Here is a 17,976-nt window from a genome sequence, read left to right as displayed (position 1 = left end):
GAACGGCCTCTCCGAGGTGGCCCGGAGAGGCCGAACCGCTATCAATCGTTGAAGTCGATATGCTTGTCGTAGACGATCTTGCCCTTGTCGTTCTTCACGACATTGTAGCCGTGCAGACCGTCGCCGTTCTTGTCGAAATTGTACTCGCCCTCGGCGCCGGCGAACTTCTGCGTCGCGAGGATGGCGTCGCGGATCTTGTTCGGATCGGTCGAGCCGGCCTTGTTGATTGCCGCCGACAGGATGGTGATCGCATCATAGGGCCAAGCGCTCTGGTTGTCGGGCGCGGTCTTGTAGGCATCGCGATAGGCCTTGCCGAACGCCTTCGCCGCATCGCTTGAATCCTCGGCGAAGTCGGCGACGCCGTAGGTGTTGAACAGCGCGGGGCCGGCGAGCTTGGTCGAGGAGACCGCCACCACCGAGGGCGAGCCGACCCAGGGAATGTTGACGCCGAGCTGGCGCAGCTGCCGGGCAAAGATGCCGAGATCGTTCTCGAAGGTGAAGTAGGTGCCGAGCACGTCAGCGCCGGACTGCTTCACGGCCAGTACGACCGGGGTGAAGTCCTGACTCTGATTGGCATAGCCCTGGTCGAGCACCGGCGGCGCGCCGAGCTTGGTCAGCGCTTCCGAGAGCGCCTTGCCGCCCGCCGTGCCGAAGGCGTCGGTCGAATGCACGATCGCCCATTTCTTCTTGCCGAGCGTATTGACGCCGAAGTCGGCGATCACGCGGCCGGAATAATTGTCGTTCGGACGGAAGCGGAACAGCCAGGGATTGCCGGAATGGGTGAGGTCGGGATTGGTGCCGCCGATCATCACCGGCTTGCCGACCTTGATCACGTCGGGCGCCATCGCCTGCACCTGGGTCGAGCGGATCGAGCCGAGGAAGGCGACGATGTCGGATTGCGCGGCGAGCTTGGAGAATGCCAGCACGATGCCCGGATTGGTGGTCTGATCGTCCTCGATGACGAGTTCGACCTGCTTGCCGAGCACGCCGCCGGCCTTGTTGACCGCGGCCAGCGCCAGCTTGGCGCCGTTCTGGGCCCACAGCCCCTGCTCCGCCGCGGGTCCGGTCACCGGCACGCACATGCCGATCTTGATCGTCGCACCCTGCGCCCAAGCGCTGCGCATCAGCGCGGGTGCAGCGAGACCTGCCGCCAAGCTGGCGGAAAACTCACGTCTCGTCAGTTTCCATTCCATCCTCCCTGTGATGCGCCGAACTTGCTGTCGGCTGCGTTGAGACGAGCTGACGCGTCGATCTGTTGGCCCGTCCGCAGCCATCAAACGGCGCGACGAGCAAACGTGAGCACCGCTGCAGCGCGCAAGCCGTGCAACGGCGACCATCAATCTGGCGTTTGACCCAGCTAAACATGATTGCACATTGCACGCAATAGTCAAAAGTTCGCTGGCAGAGGTGCGTAAATGCCTGCTACGAGCGACCATGACGCGATCACGTGATAGTGTGGCCAGCGGGCAGCCATTCCATGTCGATTCCACGAGCGAAATCGCAAACCAGACGAAAACAGCCGGCCTACGCGCTGATCAAGAGCGCATTGGCAAAGCACATCCGCGCTGGTGACGTGCCACCTGGCACGGTTCTTTCCGAATCGGCGATCGCGACCTTGTTCGGCTCCAGCCGCTCTCCGGTGCGGCAGGCTTTCGAACAGCTCGAGCATATCGGCCTGGTGCGACGGTTCGACGGTCGCGGCGTCATCGCCGGCAAGCGCAAGGTCGACCCTCGGCGCGTCCCGATCACACCGGAAATGTTTGGGCTGACCGACGGCCCCGTCGATGCCGTGCGCAGCGACGCCTGGGATACGCTCTACTACAAGCTCGAACGTGAGATCATTTACCGGTCGCTGTTCGGACGCTTCCGCGTCAGCGAGCTCGCATTGGCGCGGCATTTCCGGGTGGGGCGCACGGTGGCGCGCAACCTGCTGCTGCGCGCGCAGGCGATCGGCATCCTCGAGAAGGGCGCCAAGGCGCACTGGTACGTGGTGCCGTTGGACGAGGACCGCCTCCGCGACATCTTCGAGGTGCGCGCAACGCTCGAGCCGCTGCTCCTCAAATCCGCGACGGCGACAATTCCTGCCGCCCTGCTCGACCGCATGGCGGAGCGGCTGCGCGAGGGGATCCAGCACCGCGACCGCGTCGGCGTCGGCGAACTCGATGAGATCGAAGGCGACCTCCATATCCGCTGCCTGGGTTACGGCGCCAATCGCGAGATGATCGAAGCCCTCAAGCGCACCCACTGCGCTTTCGTGATCGGCAAGCACATTCAGGTCGCCCTGACCGCGCCGCAGATCGATTCCTTCATGGACGAGCATCTGGTGATCATCGAGGCCTTGCGCACGCGTGACGGCGACGCGGCGGCAGCCATCTTGCGCCGCCATATCGAATGGTCCCACTCGAAGGTCGCGGGCTGGATTGCCGAATTCCGCGCCATCAACGTGATTTCGCGCGTGCCCTACATGGCCTGAGCGCGAATGCCGCGCATGATCGAAGCTACTCGTCAGCCTCGACCTCGGCGTCATCGGACGAGCCCATTCCGGCCAGGCTCGCTTCGAGCGCGCCCAGCATCTCCTGCAATTCGGCAAGCTTGCGCGCCCCGAAGCGCCGGGTGATCTCGGCATAGATCGTCTCCGACGTCGGCGCCACCGCCTCGATCAGCTTCAACCCCTTGGCGGAGATCGAAACCACCGCGCGCCGCGCGTCGTTCTCCGCTGCCTTGCGCTCGATCAACGCGCGGCCCTCGAGATCGCGAAGGATTCGCGACAGACTAGGGCCGAGCAGAAACGCCATGCGGGCGAGTTCGGTGACCTCGATCTCGTCGACCGCGGTGAGCGCGCGCAGGATCCGCCATTGCTGCTCGGTCAGCCCGTGATTGCGCAGCGACGGACGGAATTGCCGCATCACCGCCTCGCGGGCGCGAAGCAGCGACATCGGCAGCGAGCGCGAGAACTCGCGCATCGGGGTCCGTCGCGCCGCCACGTCCTCGCCCTGCCCAATGTCGTTCGAATTTTTGCGCGCCATTACCTAATCCTGCGCAACGAAATTTTGCGTTGCAACATGCCTTGATTCAGTTTGCGGGAATTCACTTAACATGTTAATCATCTCCCGACATCCACTTTTGTGTAGCACGCATGGCCCTCTCCAAGGACGATATCCGCGCTGCCGCCGAACGGCTCGACGGCGCGGAAAAGACCCGCAAGCAAATCCGCCAGCTCTCGCTGGAATACCCCCGCATCACCCTCGAAGACGCCTACGCGATTCAGAAGGCCTGGGTCGAGATGAAGGTGGCGCAGGGCCGCGTCGTCAAGGGCCACAAGATCGGCCTGACCTCGAAAGCGATGCAGAGCGCGCTCAATATCGACGAGCCCGATTCCGGAATCCTGCTCGACGACATGTTCTTCGCCGATGGCGGCCTGGTCCCGACCGACCGCTTCATCGCCACCCGCGTCGAGGCCGAGCTTGCCTTCGTGATGAAGCATCGCCTGACCGGGCCGAACTGCACACTGTTCGATGTGCTGAACGCGACCGATTTCGTGGTACCGGCGCTGGAGATCCTGGATACCAGGGTCGAGCGCGTCGATCCCGAGACCAAGGCGACCCGCAAGATCTTCGACACCATCGCCGACAACGCCGCCAATGCCGGCATCGTGCTCGGCGGCCGGCCGATCCGCCCGCTGGACGCCGACCTGCGCTGGATCGGCGCGCTGTGCTTCCGAAATGGCCAGCTCGAGGAAACCGGTCTGGCCGCCGGCGTGTTGAATCATCCGGCGACCGCGGTGGCGTGGCTCGCCAACAAGATCGCGCCGAACGGGCTGGCGTTGGAAGCCGGCCAGGTCGTGCTGGCGGGCTCCTTCATCCGTCCGATCGAGACCCGCAAGGGCGACACCATCCAGGCCGACTACGGACCGTATGGTTCCGTAAGCTGCTACTTCGCCTGACGCCTTCAGCAGGAGCGCTGCATGCCGCATTTCACGCTTGAATACTCCGCCAATCTCGACGATCTGGTCGACATGGGCGCGACGGTCGAACTGGTCCGCAAGGCCGCGGTCGAGACCGGCATCTTCCCGCTCGGCGGCATCCGCGTCCGTGCCGTCAGATGCGAGCACTACGCGATCGCCGACGGCCGCAAGAATTACGGTTTCCTCGACATGGTGCTGCGGCTCGGCGAAGGCCGCGATCTCGCCACCCGCAAGAAGGCCGGCGAGTACATCTTCAAGGCGCTATCGGCTCATCTCGATCCGGTCTTCGCCAACAGCAAATTCGCGTTGTCGTTCGACATGCAGATCAACGACAAGGAAACCAGCTGGAAACGCAACAACATCCACGACGCACTGAAGGTGGAGACGGTCAATGGATAAAGCGACAGCGAAATCGCCAGCCGACGTGTTCCAGGCCAACCGCGATCGCGCCGGCCCGCTGCTTGCAAACTTGAAAGCCGAAGGCATCGGCCATGTGATCGACGGCAAGATCGTGCCGGCGGCCTCCGGCCAGACCTTCGAGACGAGATCGCCGATTGACGGCACGGTGCTGGCGACGGTCGCACGCGGCAATGCCGAGGATATCGACCGTGCCGCAACCGCGGCGTCCAAGGCCTTCAAGGCCTGGCGCGACATGCCGGCGGCGCAGCGCCGCAAGCTGCTGCATCGCGTCGCCGATGCGATCGAGGCGCGCGCCGACGACATCGCCGTGCTCGAATGCATCGACACCGGCCAGGCGCACCGCTTCATGGCCAAGGCCGCGATCCGCGCCGCGGAGAATTTCCGCTTCTTCGCCGACAAATGCGGCGAGGCCCGCGACGGTCTCAACACGCCTTCGGACGAGCACTGGAACATCTCGACCCGCGTGCCGATCGGTCCGGTCGGCGTGATCACGCCGTGGAATACGCCGTTCATGCTCTCGACCTGGAAGATCGCGCCGGCGCTCGCGGCCGGCTGCACCGTGGTGCACAAGCCGGCGGAATGGTCGCCCGTCACCGCCGATCTGCTGGTCAAACTCGCAAAACAGGCCGGCATCCCCGACGGCGTGCTCAACACCGTGCATGGTTTCGGCGAAGAGGCCGGCAAGGCGCTGACCGAGCACCCCGCCATCAAGGCGATCGGCTTCGTCGGCGAGAGCGCGACGGGCTCAGCGATCATGGCGCAGGGGGCGCCGACCTTGAAGCGGGTGCATTTCGAGCTCGGCGGCAAGAACCCGGTGATCGTATTCGACGACGCCGATCTCGATCGCGCGCTCGATGCCGTCGTGTTCATGATCTACTCGCTCAATGGCGAGCGCTGCACGTCGTCGAGCCGGCTGCTGGTTCAGGAGAGCGTCGCCGGCAAGTTCATCGAGAAGCTGACCCAACGCGTAAAGGCGCTCAAGGTTGGCCACCCCCTCGATCCCGCCACCGAGATCGGGCCGCTGATCCATGAGCGGCATCTCGCCAAGGTGTGCAGCTATTTCGACGTCGCCAAGAACGACGGCGCCACGATCGCGGTCGGCGGCAAGCCGCATGACGGTCCCGGCGGCGGCCACTATGTGCAGCCGACGCTGGTAACCGGCGCGAACGCCAAGATGCGGGTCGCGCAGGAGGAGGTGTTCGGCCCGTTCCTGACCGTGATCCCGTTCAAGGACGAGCGAGAGGCGATCGAGATCGCCAACGGCGTGCAGTACGGCCTGACCGGCTATGTCTGGACCGGAGACATGGGCCGCGCGCTGCGCGTGGCGGATGCGCTGGAAGCCGGCATGATCTGGCTCAATTCGGAGAACGTCCGCCATCTGCCGACCCCGTTCGGCGGCATGAAGTCGTCAGGCATCGGCCGCGACGGCGGCGACTACTCGTTCGACTTCTACATGGAAACCAAGCACGTCTCGCTCGCCCGCGGGACGCACAAGATTCAGAAACTGGGAATTTAGCCAGCCGTCGTTCCGGGGCGATGCGCAGCATCGAACCCGGAACCTCGAGATTCCGGGTTCTCGCTTCGCGAGCCCCGGAATGACAATAAAATTGAGGGGAAACACCGATGCCCGTTCCGACACACGTTTTCGATCCGCCGTTCAACATCATCCGCTGCAGCCATGCCGTGCTCGACGTCACGGATCTCGACAAGAGCGCCGCCTTCTACGAGAAGACGGTCGGCCTCCACATCGAGAACCGCGACGACAAGTCGGTGTATCTGCGCGCCAGCGAGGAGCACCAGCATCACTCGGTGGTGCTGCGCAAGGCGCCGAAGGCGGCCTGCAACCGGCTTGGCTTCAAGGTCGGCGACGACGGCGACCTCGACAAGGCGGCCGCCTTCTTCTCCGAGAACGGCATCGCCTACGCTTTCGTCGACCAGCCGTTCCAGGGCCGCACCCTGCAATTCACCGATCCGTTCGGCTTCCAGATCGAGCTTTACGCCACGATGGAGAAGCGCCCGCATCTCTTGCGGCGCTACGATCTCTACAAGGGCTGCCATCCGCAGCGGCTCGACCATTTCAACGTGTTCGCCGCCGAAGTGCAGGACACCGTCGATTTCTACGCCCGGCTCGGCTTCCGCCTCACCGAATATGCCGAGGAGGACGGCGACAACGGCCGCATCGCAGCCGCCTGGATGCACCGCAAGGGCAACGTCCACGACTTCGCGATCACCAACGGCCGCGGCCCGCGCCTGCACCACATCGCTTATTGGGTACCGACCGCGATGAACATCGTGCATCTCTGCGACGTGATGGCCTCCTCCGGCTACCTCAAGAACATCGAGCGCGGCCCTGGCCGGCACGGCATCTCCAACGCCTTCTTCCTGTACATCCGCGATCCCGACGGCCACCGCATCGAGCTCTACACCAGCGATTATTTCACCGGCGATCACGACCATGAGCCGCTGCGCTGGTCGCTGCGCGATCCGCGCCGCCAGACGCTGTGGGGCGCGCCGGCGCCGCGCTCCTGGTTCGAGGAAGGCTCGACCTTCGCCGGCCAGGCGGTGCGCGAGCCGCGCTTCGTCGCCGACGTGCTGGTCGCGGACTAGTGCGCGCCTTCCTCCTCACGTCGTCCCTGCTTTCGCAGGGACGACACCAATTATGGGACTACTAATGCCCTCTCCTCGCCTCGCCACCTATTCCTTCAACGGCGCCACCAGCTATGGCGTCGTCACCGACACCGGCATCGTCGACCTCTCGTCGCGCTTCGCCAAGGACTATCCGACGCTGCGCGAGGCGATCGCCGCCGGCGCGCTGAGCAGGCTCGTGGAGGATGCCGCCAGGCGCGCGCCCGACCATGCGCTCGACGCAGTCGCGTGGCAACCGCCGATCCCGGCGCCGGAAAAGATCATCTGCATCGGCGTCAACTACCCGGACCGCAATGCCGAATACAAGGACGGCTCGGACGCGCCGAAATACCCGAGCATGTTCCTGCGGGTGCCGCGCTCCTTCGTCGGCCACAACACGCCGGTGGTGCGGCCGCGCATCTCGCCGCAGCTCGACTATGAGGGCGAGCTGGTGCTGGTGATCGGCAAGGCCGGCCGGCACATTGCGGAGAGCGCCGCGCTCGATCACATCGCCGCGATCACGCTCTGCAACGAAGGCACCATCCGCGACTGGGTGCGGCACGCCAAGTTCAACGTCACCCAGGGCAAGAACTTCGATTCCACCGGCAGCCTCGGCCCGTGGATCGTGCCCTACACCGGTGAAGAGCAGATCGCCGATATCCGCCTGACCACGCGGGTGAACGGCGAGACCCGCCAGGACGACCGCACCTCGCGCTTGATCTTCGGCTTCCGCTACCTCATCAACTACATCTCGACCTTCACGACGCTGGTTCCCGGCGACATCATCGTCACGGGCACCCCGACCGGTGCAGGTGCGCGGTTCGATCCGCCGCGCTATCTGAAGCCCGGCGATGTCGTCGAGGTCGAGGCCGAAGGCGTCGGCATCCTGCGCAACAGCGTCGTCGACGAAGCCACCTAACCTCACCAGCAAAGTGGACAGTGCCATGACCTCAACATCCGGCGGCGAAGCGATCGTCAACGGCCTCGTCGCCCACGGCGTCGACACCGTGTTCGGCCTGCCCGGCGCGCAGATCTATGGCCTGTTCGATGCCTTCCACCAGGCCCAGCTCAAGGTGATCGGCGCCCGGCATGAGCAGGCCTGCGGCTACATGGCGTTCGGCTATGCGCGCTCCAGCGGCAAGCCCGGCGTGTTCAGCGTGGTGCCCGGCCCGGGCGTGCTCAACGCCTCGGCGGCGCTGCTCACCGCATTCGGCTGCAACGAGCCGGTGCTGTGCCTGACCGGTCAGGTGCCGACGCAGTTCCTCGGCAAGGGCCGCGGCCATCTGCACGAGATGCCGGACCAGCTCGCGACGCTGCGCACCTTCGTGAAATGGGCCGACCGGATCGAATACCCTGATAACGCCCCCGCGCTGGTGTCGCGCGCGTTCCAGGAGATGCTGTCGGGCCGGCGCGGCCCGGCCTCGCTGGAGATGCCGTGGGACGTGTTCACCCAGCGCACCCAGGTCGCAGCCGTCAAGCCGTTCGATCCGTTGCCGGCGCCGCAGCCCGATGCGGACCGCATCAAGGCCGCCGCCGACCTGATCGCCGGCAGCAAGGCGCCGATGATCTTCGTCGGCAGCGGCGCCATCGAGGCGCGCGAGGAGATCCTCGAATTGGCCGAGATGATCGACGCGCCTGTCGTCGCCTTCCGCAGCGGCCGCGGCATCGTCTCCAACGCGCATGAACTCGGGCTCACCATGGCTTCGGCCTACAAGCTCTGGCCGAAGACCGACCTGATGATCGGCATCGGCACGCGCCTCGAGCTGCCGACGATGTCGCGCTGGCCCTACCAGCCCGCCGGACTGAAATGCGTGCGCATCGACATCGATCCGGTCGAGCTGCGGCGCTGGCCGGCCGATGCCGGCGTGATCGCGGACGCCAAGGCCGGCACCGCCGATCTCGCCGCCGCTGTGCGCAAGGTGGGCTACCGCAGGACCTCCGGCCGCCGCGCCGCGATCCGCGAGGCGACGGCCGCGACCGAGCAGGAGATCCAGCGCATCCAGCCGCAGATGGCCTATCTGAAGATCCTGCGCGAGGTGCTGCCGGCGAGCGCCATCGTCACCGACGAGCTGTCGCAGGTCGGTTTCGCCTCCTGGTACGGCTTTCCGATCTACGAGCCGCGGACCTTCGTCACCTCGGGCTATCAGGGCACGCTCGGCTCGGGTTTCCCGACCGCGCTCGGCGCCAAGGTCGCCAATCCGGACAAGCCGGTGGTCGCGATCACTGGCGACGGCGGCTTCATGTTCGGCGTGCAGGAGCTTGCCACCGCCGTGCAGTTCAAGATCGGCGTGGTGACGCTGGTGTTCAACAACAACGCCTATGGCAATGTCCGCCGCGACCAGCGCGAGCGCTTCGACGGCCGCGTCGTCGCCTCCGACCTGGTGAATCCGGATTTCGTGAAGCTTGCAGAATCCTTCGGTGTCGGCGCCGCGCGGGTCACCTCGCCGGATCACTTCCGCCCCGTGCTGGAGAAGGCGCTGGCCGACGGCGGGCCTTACGTGATCTCGGTGGAAGTGCCGACGGATTCGGAAGTCTCGCCCTGGGCATTCATCCATCCGGCGCGGAATAACTAAGCCAAACGCTCGTCATTCCGGGGCGATGCGCAGCATCGAACCCGGACTCTCGAGATTCCGGGTTCGTTTCGCGCCACGGGAATGACGACGCTAAGCGCTCTTCACCCCGCGTTGCAGCCGTGACGCGGCGATCACGAGCAGGCCGGCGCCGGCGACCGACCAGCAGGCGACCGGCGCCCATTGCACCAGCGGCGCATAGTCCGGCATCTTCTGCAGGCCACCCGCGACGGCCGCCATCCGCGCAAAGGTCGCAAGCGCCAGCGCCGAGAACACGAGGCCGGTGACCTTGCCTTCCGCGCCGGTCTCCCCGATCGCGAGCGCCGCGGACACCGCGCTCATCAGCATGCAGCCCCAAGCGGCCCCCGCCATGAATTGCGCCACGATCAGGACGTTGAGACTGCCGGCGATCTCGGCGGCGATGATCGCAAAGGCACCGAGCAGTCCCGCCGCGCCCATCACGATCAGGCCGCCGCGATGCTTGACGACGATGCTTGCCGGAAACATCGCGATGTTGAAGCCGATCCAGAATACCGGCATCAGCCATTGCAGCTCGTCCGCCTTGGCAAAGCGCAAATAGAACGGCGCGCTGTTGATGTTGAAGTGCAGCTGGTAGCCGAGCGACAGCAGCACCATCGATCCGATCAGGAACATCGGCACCGCCCCGAGCCGCTTCGCCGGAGGCGCCGGCCGCGCCGGCTGCGCCTCCGCCGCGATGCGGCGCTCGACGCCTGAGAAGGCGAGCGCGGTCAGCAGCAGCACCGCGCCTGACAGCACGAACGGCAGCCGTGCATCCTGGTTGCGCAGCACGACGCCAAGATAGGGCGAGACCGCGCCCGCGATGCCATAACCCAGCATCGCCAGCGCCGCGAGGAACGGCACCGAGGGTTGCGCGCGATACTTGCCGAGCAGCGTCAGCGGCGGCGCCCGCAAGGCCGACGACGTCACGGCCCAGATCACGATCAGCACGATCAGCCAGACCCTCGCGCCCGGCCCGGTGCCGGCGACGTAAGGCAATGCGACGAAGGCGGCGCAGGAGATCGCGGCAAGGATACCGACAAACAAGCCAAGGCGGCCGACCAGACTCGAAATCCTGTCGGCGGCCATGCCCATCGCCGTGTCGGTGACGGTGAAGATGCCCTGATCCATCATCAGGATCAGGATCACGGTCGACGGTGCGATGCCGACATCGGCGCATAGCTTCGGCAGATAGATCAGATAGGTGGTCCAGCCCAGCGTGAACACGAGCTGCAGCACGGCGAGATAGACGCCGGTGCGGTTGACGGCGCGGTCGGCCTTGGTGGTCATCCGCCAAGTCTAGACCACCCGGCGGTTCAGCGCACCTTGCGGAAGGTCAAATTGATGCGCTGGCGGCCGAGCACGCTGTGCTCGCCATCTGCGAGCGGTGCCACGCCGTGATAAAATAGCCGTGACGAGCCGCCCCACACCGCAACGTCGCCATGTTCGAGTCGATAGCGGCGCGGCGTGTCGCTGCGCTGCAGGCCGCCGAACAGGAAGATCGCCGGCAGCCCGAGCGAGATCGACACGATCGGTGCGCGGTAGTCGAGCTCGTCCTTGTCCTGATGCAGCGACAGTTTTGCGCCGGGGACGTAGCGATTGATCAGGCAGGCCTCAGGCGCGAAGCCGTTGAAGCCGGCTTCATCAGCGGCGTCGGCGGCGAGCCTGCGCAACACCTCCGGCATTTCAGGCCAGGGTTGTCCCGAGACGGGATCGATCGGATCATAGCGATAGCCGCTGGGATCGGAGACCCAGCCGACGCTGCCGCAATTGGTCATCGCGACCGACATGCGGTGGCCGCCCGGCGTGATCAGATGCCGGAACGGCGCCTGCTTGACGATGGCACGCAAGGCCGGGATCAGCTCGGCCTCGAACGGCCGGACAAAGCCGCGCAACAGCACCGCGCCATCCGCGATCGTCTCGCGCGATGGCCGGGCATCGCCAATGGTCTCGAACAGATCGGTGGCCACGCCTCTCTCGCACTCACTTCGCGTCGTGGAAGATCACACCAACGGTGTGGCGATGGCCGGAGCGAATCCTGCTGACGCCGTGGCGCAGATTGACACGATACGGTCCGCGCGTCCCCTGCACCGGGCGATGATGCACGGCAAAGGCCACCGCATCGCCCTTGGTGAGCGGCACCACCTCGGGCCGCGACTGCATCCGCGGCCGCTGCTCGGTCAGCACGAATTCGCCACCCGTAAAATCGCGCCCGGGCTGCGACAGCAGGATCGCGACCTGGATCGGGAACACATGCTCGCCATAGAGATCCTGGTGCAGGCAGTTGTAGTCGCCCTCGCCATATTGCAGCAGCAGCGGCGTCGGCCGCGTCTGTTCGGCGTCATGGCAGCGCTTCAGGAACGCCGCATGCGACGCAGGATATCGGATATCGATCCCCATCGTCTCGTTCCAACGATTGGCTGTCGCGGTCAGCCGCGTATAGAGCGCCGGCCGCAGCTCCGCGATCAGGTCCGGCAGCGGATAGGAGAAATACTTGTACTCGCCGCGGCCGAAGCCGTGACGGCCCATCACGATCCGGCTGCGGAACTGGCTGTCGTCGGGATACAGCGCGGCGATGGCATCGCATTCCTCAGGCGTCAGCAGGCCGTTGAGGACGGCGCATCCCTGATCGTCGAGGTCGGTCTTGATCTGGTCCCAGTCGAGCCCGTCGACGCGGGCCGGGATGCCGGTGGATGGGCGGGTAATGGTTTTGGCTGTTGCTGTCATGGGACGGAATCTGGCCCCTGATTGCGGCCCGCGCCACCCGATTTCCGGCAGGAAATGTCGGGGAACAGCGCCCCAATCCCGCTGTCGTCCCGGCGAAAGCCGGGACCCATAGCCACCGTCGTAATTGTTGAGATCGCTGGGGCTACAACGTGCCAACCACAACACTCTGTGGTTATGGGTCCCGGCTTTCGCCGGGACGACGCACGTGGAGAAAGCGTCGGTCATCTCCCTCACAACAACAACGCGGCGAGCAATCAGCCCCTCACCGGCAGCGTCACCACGTCGTAGCCGTGGCTGATCTTCCGCTTCAGCACCGGATCCTCCAGCTCGAACTCGAAGCGGCTGGCGGGGCGGATGCCGCCCTTGGCCGCGAAGGTGCCGCCGAACATGGCGCAGCCGTCGGGCAGCGCACCTTGGTCGAAGCCGCGCGCGATCAGGTCCTTCACCGGCAGCATGTGATCGAGCGTGCCTTCCTGGTAGAGCACGCGCTGGCCGCCGATCACGGCCCAGGAACGCAGCACCAGCTGGTCCCAGTGGCCGATCACGTCCTCGAGTTCCCACAGCTCCGATGCCATCGGCTTGTCGCACATCTGCTTCGACACCGTGACGCTGTAGCTCTCGACCTTGCGGTCGGTGTGGTCGGAGCCGCAGCCGACGAAGATGCGGCCCTGCCAGCCGATCAGCACGAACTCGACCTCGCCGCTCGAGTCCTCGCCGCAGACTTCGATGGCATCGGCGAAGGTGAGCCGGCGCGCCGAGCAGCGGTAGTAGATCGGCGTGGTCGCGGGCCGCGCGATGCCGAGCGCCTCGAGCTCGGCGATGTGCTTGTCGCGCGCCACCGGATCGCGGCCGGTCCAGCCGGCGATCACGGCCTGCCTGATTTCCAGTGTGAGCGGAGTGGCGACGCCTTTGTCGTCGACATTGAAGGTGAGATCAAACACGGATCACGGTCTCCATTCCGGCAGCGAGCTCGAAAATGCGCCGATCCGAACCGCCCGCGGCGGCGAGCATCAGGCCGACCGGCGCCTCGCCCTCGTGATGCGCGGGCAGCGAGATCGCGCAGCCGTCGAGCACATTGATCAGCGTGCAATTGCGCAGCGCGCGCAAATTCTCGGTGGCGAACGCCTTGTCGTCGGCGAGGCTGGCGATCGTAGGCGGCAGGTTCGCCGTGGTCGGCAGCACCATCGCATCATAGGGCGCGATCCGCTTCTCGGTACGGGCGATGAAGGAGCGGCGTGCGTTGAGCAGATCGATATAGTCGGCGGCCGGAAAGCCCTCGCCGCGCTGGATGCGCACGGCGACGCGCGGATCGTAGATGTCGCCCTTGCTGGCCAGCAGGAAGCGATGCCAAGCATAGCTTTCGGCGGCGGCAAAGCCGCCCTTGGCGTTCATGACGCCGACATCGAGCAATTCGGGCACCTCGATCCGCTCGATCAAGGCGCCTGCGCGCGACAACGCCGCGAGCGCGCGCTCGAAGGTTTTCGCGACGGCCTCGTCGAGGTCGTCGAGAACGACCGTGGTCGGCACCGCGAGCCGCATGCCCTTCACCGGGCGCTGCGCGACCGGCATGACCGGCTGGTCGGCGAGCACCGCGTCGAGCGCGGCGCAGCAGGCCACCGAATTGGCCAGCGGGCCGTAGCTGTCGAGCGTGAACGACAGCGGCACGCCACCATCGAGCGGAATCCGGCGCTGCGTCGGCTTGTAGCCGACGATGCCGTTGAAGGCGGCGGGGATTCGGCAGGAGCCGCCGGTGTCGGTGCCGAGCGCGCCGAACGCCATGCCATCGGCGATCGAGACCGCCGCCCCCGAGGACGAGCCACCCGGCACGTGGCCGGCGCTCCGGTTCCAGGCGCTCTTCGGCGTGCCGTAATGCGGATTGATGCCGATGCCGGAATAGGCGAACTCGGTCATGTTGGTGCGGCCGATCACGATGAAGCCGGCGCGCTTGAGCCGCGCCACGACAGGTGCATCGGCATCCGCCGGCGCGGAATCCTCCAGCGCGCGCGAGCCCGCCCGCGTCACCTGCCCCTTGATGTCGAACAGATCCTTGATCGAAACCGGAATGCCGGCAAATGGCGACGGCGCGGCATTGGCCTTGCGCAGCCGGTCCATGGCGTCGGCGGCCTCGAGCGCGGCGTCGCGGTCGACACGGATGAAGGTGCGTTGGCCCTCGCCTGAGGGATCAGCGATTTTGGCGATGCACTGCTCGACGAGCTTGCGGGCAGAGGTCGCGCCGCCGGCGAGATCGGCGGCCAGGGAGGCGAGTGTCGGATTCTTGGGCATGGCTTTCACTTCACGGCTTGCACTTCATGGCTTGCAGTTGATTGTCGCGCGAACCGAGGCCGATTTCCAGCCCGCCGGCGCCTCACCTCGCATCACTTCAGCCCGAAATAGGCGCGGTGCAGCTCTTCATTGCCGCTCATCTCGGCAACCGTGCCGGAGAAGCGGATCCGCCCGCCTTCCAGCACGAATACGCGGGTGGCAATCTCGAGAAAACCGATATTTTGCTCCGCGATCAAGAGTGCCAGTCCGCGGCCCTGCAGGCTCGACAAGGCGCGCAGCACCTCCTTGACGAACAGCGGCGACAGCCCGGCCGAGGGCTCGTCCATCACCAGCAGCTTCGGCTCGGCCGACAGCGCCTTGGCGATGCCGAGCATCTTTCGCTGACCGCCGGACAGGCTGGACGCGGGATCGCGGCGCTTGTCGCGCAGCACCGGGAACAGGCCGTACAGTTCGTCGACCCGCGCCCCCGGATTGGCATGGCCCAGCGCCTGCGCGCCGACGCGGATATTTTCCTCGATCGACAGGTCGGGAAACACCGCAAGCTCCGACATGTAGGTCATGCCGCGCTTCATGCGGTCCGACGAGCGCATCCTGGTGATGTCCTCACCGCCGAGCTTGATGTGGCCGCTGCGGGCCTCGATCAGGCCGACCAGCGACTTCAGGAACGTGGTCTTGCCCGCGCCGTTGGCGCCGAGCAGCAGCACGGTCTCGCCGGGGCGGACGTCGAGATCGACGCCCCACAGCACCTGCATGGTGCCGTAGCCGGCATCGACGCCCCTCGTGTCCAGAAGCGACACCGCATCAGTGGGCATGCTCGCCTCCCAAAAATACCTCGATCACCTGCGGCTCGCGTACCGCGGTCGCCAGCGTGCCCTCGAAGATCTCCTTGCCCGCATTGAGCACGATGACGCGGTCGGTGATCTGTTCGATGAAGCCCATCAGATGCTCGACCACGATGATCGCCATGCCGGTCGCGGCCAAGGCCTTGATGCGGCCGGCGATCCAGTCGAGCTCCGCCGGGTTGAGGCCGGCCGCGAGTTCGTCGAGCAGCAGCAGCCGCGGCCGCGTGGCGAGCGCACGGGTCAAATCGAGCATCTTCTGCTGCGCGCTGTTGAGATCGGCGGCCGGACGGTCGGCGACCTCCTTCAGCCTGAAATCCTCAAGCAGTTCGGCAATCGACGGCGCACCGGTCGCGCCGCCATAGGCCAGCGCCACCTGGATGTTCTCGCGTACCGTGAGCGACAGGAACGGCTTCGGTACCTGGAAGGTGCGGTTGATGCCGCGGTGAACGAGCTTGTGCGAGGCGACGCCGCCGGCGGACGCGCCGTCGAACACGACCTCGCCGCCGTCTGGCGCATAGAGACCGGAGATCACATTGATCGCCGTGGTCTTGCCGGAGCCGTTCGGGCCGACCAGCCCGAGGATCTCGCCGGGCACGACGTGGAAGCTGAGGCCATCGAGCGCGTGGAAGCCGCCAAAGCGCTTCACCAGCTTCGAGACCTTGAGGATCGGGGTTTTCTCAGGGGACATGCCACCCCCTGCGGGTTGCCAGCGACACCAGTCCAGAGGGCAGGAACAGCACCAGCCCCATGATCAGGAGACCATAGATCAGCTGGAAATATTGCGGCGTGGTGAAGCCGATCAGATTGTAGATGCCGTAAAGGATCAGCACACCGACGATCGGGCCGGTGATGGTGGCAACGCCGCCGAACAGCGCGAACACGATCGCGAAGATCGAGAACTCGCCGGAGAACACGTTGTCCGGATAGAACACCGAGACGTACCAGGCGTAGATGCCGCCGGCGAGGCCAGCGACCAGCGCCGAGGCGAGCCAGGCAATCACCCGCATCTTCACGATATTGACGCCGGCCATCGAGGCCGACACCGCATCCTCGCGCACGGCCTGCAGCGCCAGCCCGAACGGCGAGTTCTTCAGATAGACCACGGCGCCGACCGTCAGCGCCATCACGACGACCGCGGCATAGTAGGCGTGGGTCGGGTTGAAGGTGCCGGTGAGCGACACGCCGTAGGGGCCCTTGGTGATCCCCTCCAGCGCGGGGTTGGCGACGAAATGCAGCACCGCGAGCGAGGCCGCGAGGTTGGCGATCGCGAAATACGCGCCCGACAGCCGCAGCAGCGGCGTCAGCAACAGGCCGAGCGCAACCGCCACGACGCCGCCGACCAGCACGGCGAGCGGCGCCGGTGTATGCAGATGCATCACCATGATGGCGAAGCCATAGGCGCCGGCGCCGAAGAAGCCGACATACCCGAACGGCAGATAGCCGGTGAAGCCATAGATGATGTTCACGCCTTGCGCGAGGATCAGGAAGATCACGAAGTTGAACAGCAGCAGATGGTTTTGATAGACGCCGGGCAGCAGTGCGAACACCACCACCAACGGCGCCAGGATGAACAGCAGGTGCTTCGAGGCGTTATGCAACGCGCACCCGCCTTCCGAGCAGACCGCTCGGGCGCAACAACAGGATCACGATCAACAACACATAGGGCAGCAAGTCGGCCCAGGAACTGAGATAGGTCTGCACCAGCATGTAGCAGAGACCGTAGACGACACCGCCGAGCGCGGTACCGAGCGGATTGCCGAGCGAACCCAGCACGACGATCGCAAACGACGTCACCGTCGCGTCGGCGCCGAACGCCGGCGTCACCGAGCCGAACATGAAGGGCGCGAACACGCCGGCGACCGCCGCGATGCCGAGCCCGATACCGAACGCCGCCGCCGAGACGCGATCGACGTCGATGCCGGTCGCCAATGCCTCGTCGCGCCGTGACATCACCGCGCGGGTCAGGGTGCCGAGCCGGGTGTGGTAGAGATAGAGGTAGACCAGCGCGATCGCGATCAGGCTGGTGATGGCCGCGATCACCCAAGGCGCAGGAAAACCCTGGCCGAAGATCTGGATCGGCCCTGCGCCGCCCGCCTTGCCGCCGAACCATTTCACCTTGATGGTCGTGAACACGGTGCCGAGCAGCCGGCTCTGGATCGAGCGCTCGCTGGTGCCGGCGAAGATCGTGGTGACGGCTTCGATCACCTGCGACAGGCCGAAGAACAGGATGATCGACAGCATTTCCGGATTGGCCGAGCCCTGCAGCCGCGGCACCAGCACCCAGTACAGCAGCACGCCCACCAGCACGAAGACCACGAAGGCGAGCGGCACCGCGAACAGCGGGTCGATGCCGGCGAGGCCGACCACGCCGAGCGCGATGAAGGCGCCGAGCATCAGGATGTCGCCATGCGCAAGGTTGACGATGCGCATGACGCCGAACACGAGATTGAGACCGATGCCGACCAGGCTGAAATACAGCCCGAACAGCACGCCGGCAACCAGCGCATAGGTCATGCTACCGCTCGCC

18 protein-coding genes are annotated in these 17,976 nt (G+C 65.8%); 7 read left to right on the top strand and 11 right to left on the bottom strand.

Features of this window, described 5'->3' with window-relative positions; genetic code table 11:
- Positions 1–41 precede the first annotated feature (41 nt).
- Positions 42–1,193: an ABC transporter substrate-binding protein gene (locus ACVW1B_RS06250; RefSeq protein ID WP_456821348.1), complete on the bottom strand. Its 1,152-nt coding sequence runs from the start codon at positions 1,191–1,193 to the stop codon at positions 42–44.
- Between the two features lie 284 nt (positions 1,194–1,477).
- Between ACVW1B_RS06250 and ACVW1B_RS06245 the strand changes: the two genes are divergently transcribed.
- Complete coding sequence (locus ACVW1B_RS06245) at positions 1,478–2,473, top strand: GntR family transcriptional regulator (protein WP_092083321.1); 996 nt, start codon at positions 1,478–1,480, stop codon at positions 2,471–2,473.
- Between the two features lie 25 nt (positions 2,474–2,498).
- On the opposite strand, the gene hpaR is transcribed toward ACVW1B_RS06245, so the two are convergent.
- Positions 2,499–3,026, bottom strand: a complete 528-nt coding sequence (hpaR, locus tag ACVW1B_RS06240) for a homoprotocatechuate degradation operon regulator HpaR (RefSeq protein ID WP_456781186.1) — start codon at positions 3,024–3,026, stop codon at positions 2,499–2,501.
- Positions 3,027–3,136: 110 nt separating this feature from the next.
- On the opposite strand from hpaR, the gene hpaH reads away from it, so the two are divergent.
- The 6 genes from hpaH to ACVW1B_RS06210 all read left to right on the top strand — a co-directional run bounded on the left by hpaH (position 3,137) and on the right by ACVW1B_RS06210 (position 9,582).
- Positions 3,137–3,943: a 2-oxo-hept-4-ene-1,7-dioate hydratase gene (hpaH, locus tag ACVW1B_RS06235; RefSeq protein WP_141339477.1), complete on the top strand. Its 807-nt coding sequence runs from the start codon at positions 3,137–3,139 to the stop codon at positions 3,941–3,943.
- 21 nt (positions 3,944–3,964) lie between these two features.
- Positions 3,965–4,363 carry a 5-carboxymethyl-2-hydroxymuconate Delta-isomerase gene (locus ACVW1B_RS06230; protein WP_076832987.1) on the top strand — a complete coding sequence of 133 codons (399 nt, stop codon included), beginning with the start codon at positions 3,965–3,967 and terminating at the stop codon, positions 4,361–4,363.
- Positions 4,356–5,900, top strand: coding sequence for a 5-carboxymethyl-2-hydroxymuconate semialdehyde dehydrogenase (hpaE, locus tag ACVW1B_RS06225; RefSeq protein WP_456821347.1), 1,545 nt, complete (start codon positions 4,356–4,358; stop codon positions 5,898–5,900). Before ACVW1B_RS06230 ends, hpaE begins: the two co-directional genes overlap by 8 nt.
- Before the next feature lie 107 nt (positions 5,901–6,007).
- Positions 6,008–6,991: a 3,4-dihydroxyphenylacetate 2,3-dioxygenase gene (gene hpaD, locus ACVW1B_RS06220; protein WP_456821346.1), complete on the top strand. Its 984-nt coding sequence runs from the start codon at positions 6,008–6,010 to the stop codon at positions 6,989–6,991.
- A 64-nt stretch (positions 6,992–7,055) separates the two neighbouring features.
- Positions 7,056–7,928: a fumarylacetoacetate hydrolase family protein gene (locus tag ACVW1B_RS06215; RefSeq protein ID WP_310882592.1), complete on the top strand. Its 873-nt coding sequence runs from the start codon at positions 7,056–7,058 to the stop codon at positions 7,926–7,928.
- Between the two features lie 25 nt (positions 7,929–7,953).
- A complete protein-coding gene (locus ACVW1B_RS06210; protein ID WP_456821345.1) occupies positions 7,954–9,582 on the top strand; it encodes a thiamine pyrophosphate-dependent enzyme in 1,629 nt (542 codons plus the stop codon).
- 90 nt (positions 9,583–9,672) lie between these two features.
- Here the strand turns inward: ACVW1B_RS06210 and ACVW1B_RS06205 are convergent, their stop codons facing one another.
- The 9 genes from ACVW1B_RS06205 to ACVW1B_RS06165 all read right to left on the bottom strand — a co-directional run bounded on the left by ACVW1B_RS06205 (position 9,673) and on the right by ACVW1B_RS06165 (position 17,963).
- Positions 9,673–10,887 carry an MFS transporter gene (locus ACVW1B_RS06205; protein ID WP_456781189.1) on the bottom strand — a complete coding sequence of 405 codons (1,215 nt, stop codon included), beginning with the start codon at positions 10,885–10,887 and terminating at the stop codon, positions 9,673–9,675.
- Between the two features lie 26 nt (positions 10,888–10,913).
- A complete protein-coding gene (alkB, locus tag ACVW1B_RS06200; protein WP_057015725.1) occupies positions 10,914–11,567 on the bottom strand; it encodes a DNA oxidative demethylase AlkB in 654 nt (217 codons plus the stop codon).
- Positions 11,568–11,580: 13 nt separating this feature from the next.
- On the bottom strand, positions 11,581–12,324 hold the full coding sequence (locus ACVW1B_RS06195; protein WP_092083312.1) for a 2OG-Fe(II) oxygenase: 744 nt from the start codon (positions 12,322–12,324) through the stop codon (positions 11,581–11,583).
- A 254-nt stretch (positions 12,325–12,578) separates the two neighbouring features.
- Positions 12,579–13,265 carry a DUF2848 domain-containing protein gene (locus tag ACVW1B_RS06190; RefSeq protein WP_028331749.1) on the bottom strand — a complete coding sequence of 229 codons (687 nt, stop codon included), beginning with the start codon at positions 13,263–13,265 and terminating at the stop codon, positions 12,579–12,581.
- Positions 13,258–14,607, bottom strand: a complete 1,350-nt coding sequence (locus ACVW1B_RS06185; RefSeq protein WP_456781190.1) for an amidase — start codon at positions 14,605–14,607, stop codon at positions 13,258–13,260. Before ACVW1B_RS06185 ends, ACVW1B_RS06190 begins: the two co-directional genes overlap by 8 nt.
- A 92-nt stretch (positions 14,608–14,699) precedes the next feature.
- Positions 14,700–15,419, bottom strand: coding sequence for an ABC transporter ATP-binding protein (locus ACVW1B_RS06180; RefSeq protein ID WP_057015727.1), 720 nt, complete (start codon positions 15,417–15,419; stop codon positions 14,700–14,702).
- Positions 15,409–16,137: an ABC transporter ATP-binding protein gene (locus tag ACVW1B_RS06175; RefSeq protein WP_038386390.1), complete on the bottom strand. Its 729-nt coding sequence runs from the start codon at positions 16,135–16,137 to the stop codon at positions 15,409–15,411. Before ACVW1B_RS06175 ends, ACVW1B_RS06180 begins: the two co-directional genes overlap by 11 nt.
- Complete coding sequence (locus ACVW1B_RS06170; protein ID WP_057015729.1) at positions 16,127–17,047, bottom strand: branched-chain amino acid ABC transporter permease; 921 nt, start codon at positions 17,045–17,047, stop codon at positions 16,127–16,129. The genes ACVW1B_RS06175 and ACVW1B_RS06170 overlap by 11 nt, the downstream gene beginning before the upstream one ends.
- Positions 17,040–17,963: a branched-chain amino acid ABC transporter permease gene (locus tag ACVW1B_RS06165; protein ID WP_050386056.1), complete on the bottom strand. Its 924-nt coding sequence runs from the start codon at positions 17,961–17,963 to the stop codon at positions 17,040–17,042. The genes ACVW1B_RS06170 and ACVW1B_RS06165 overlap by 8 nt, the downstream gene beginning before the upstream one ends.
- Positions 17,964–17,976: the final 13 nt, after the last annotated feature.

The organism is Bradyrhizobium sp. USDA 4502 (assembly GCF_054063355.1).
This window is presented reverse-complemented; position numbering and strand designations above follow the sequence as displayed.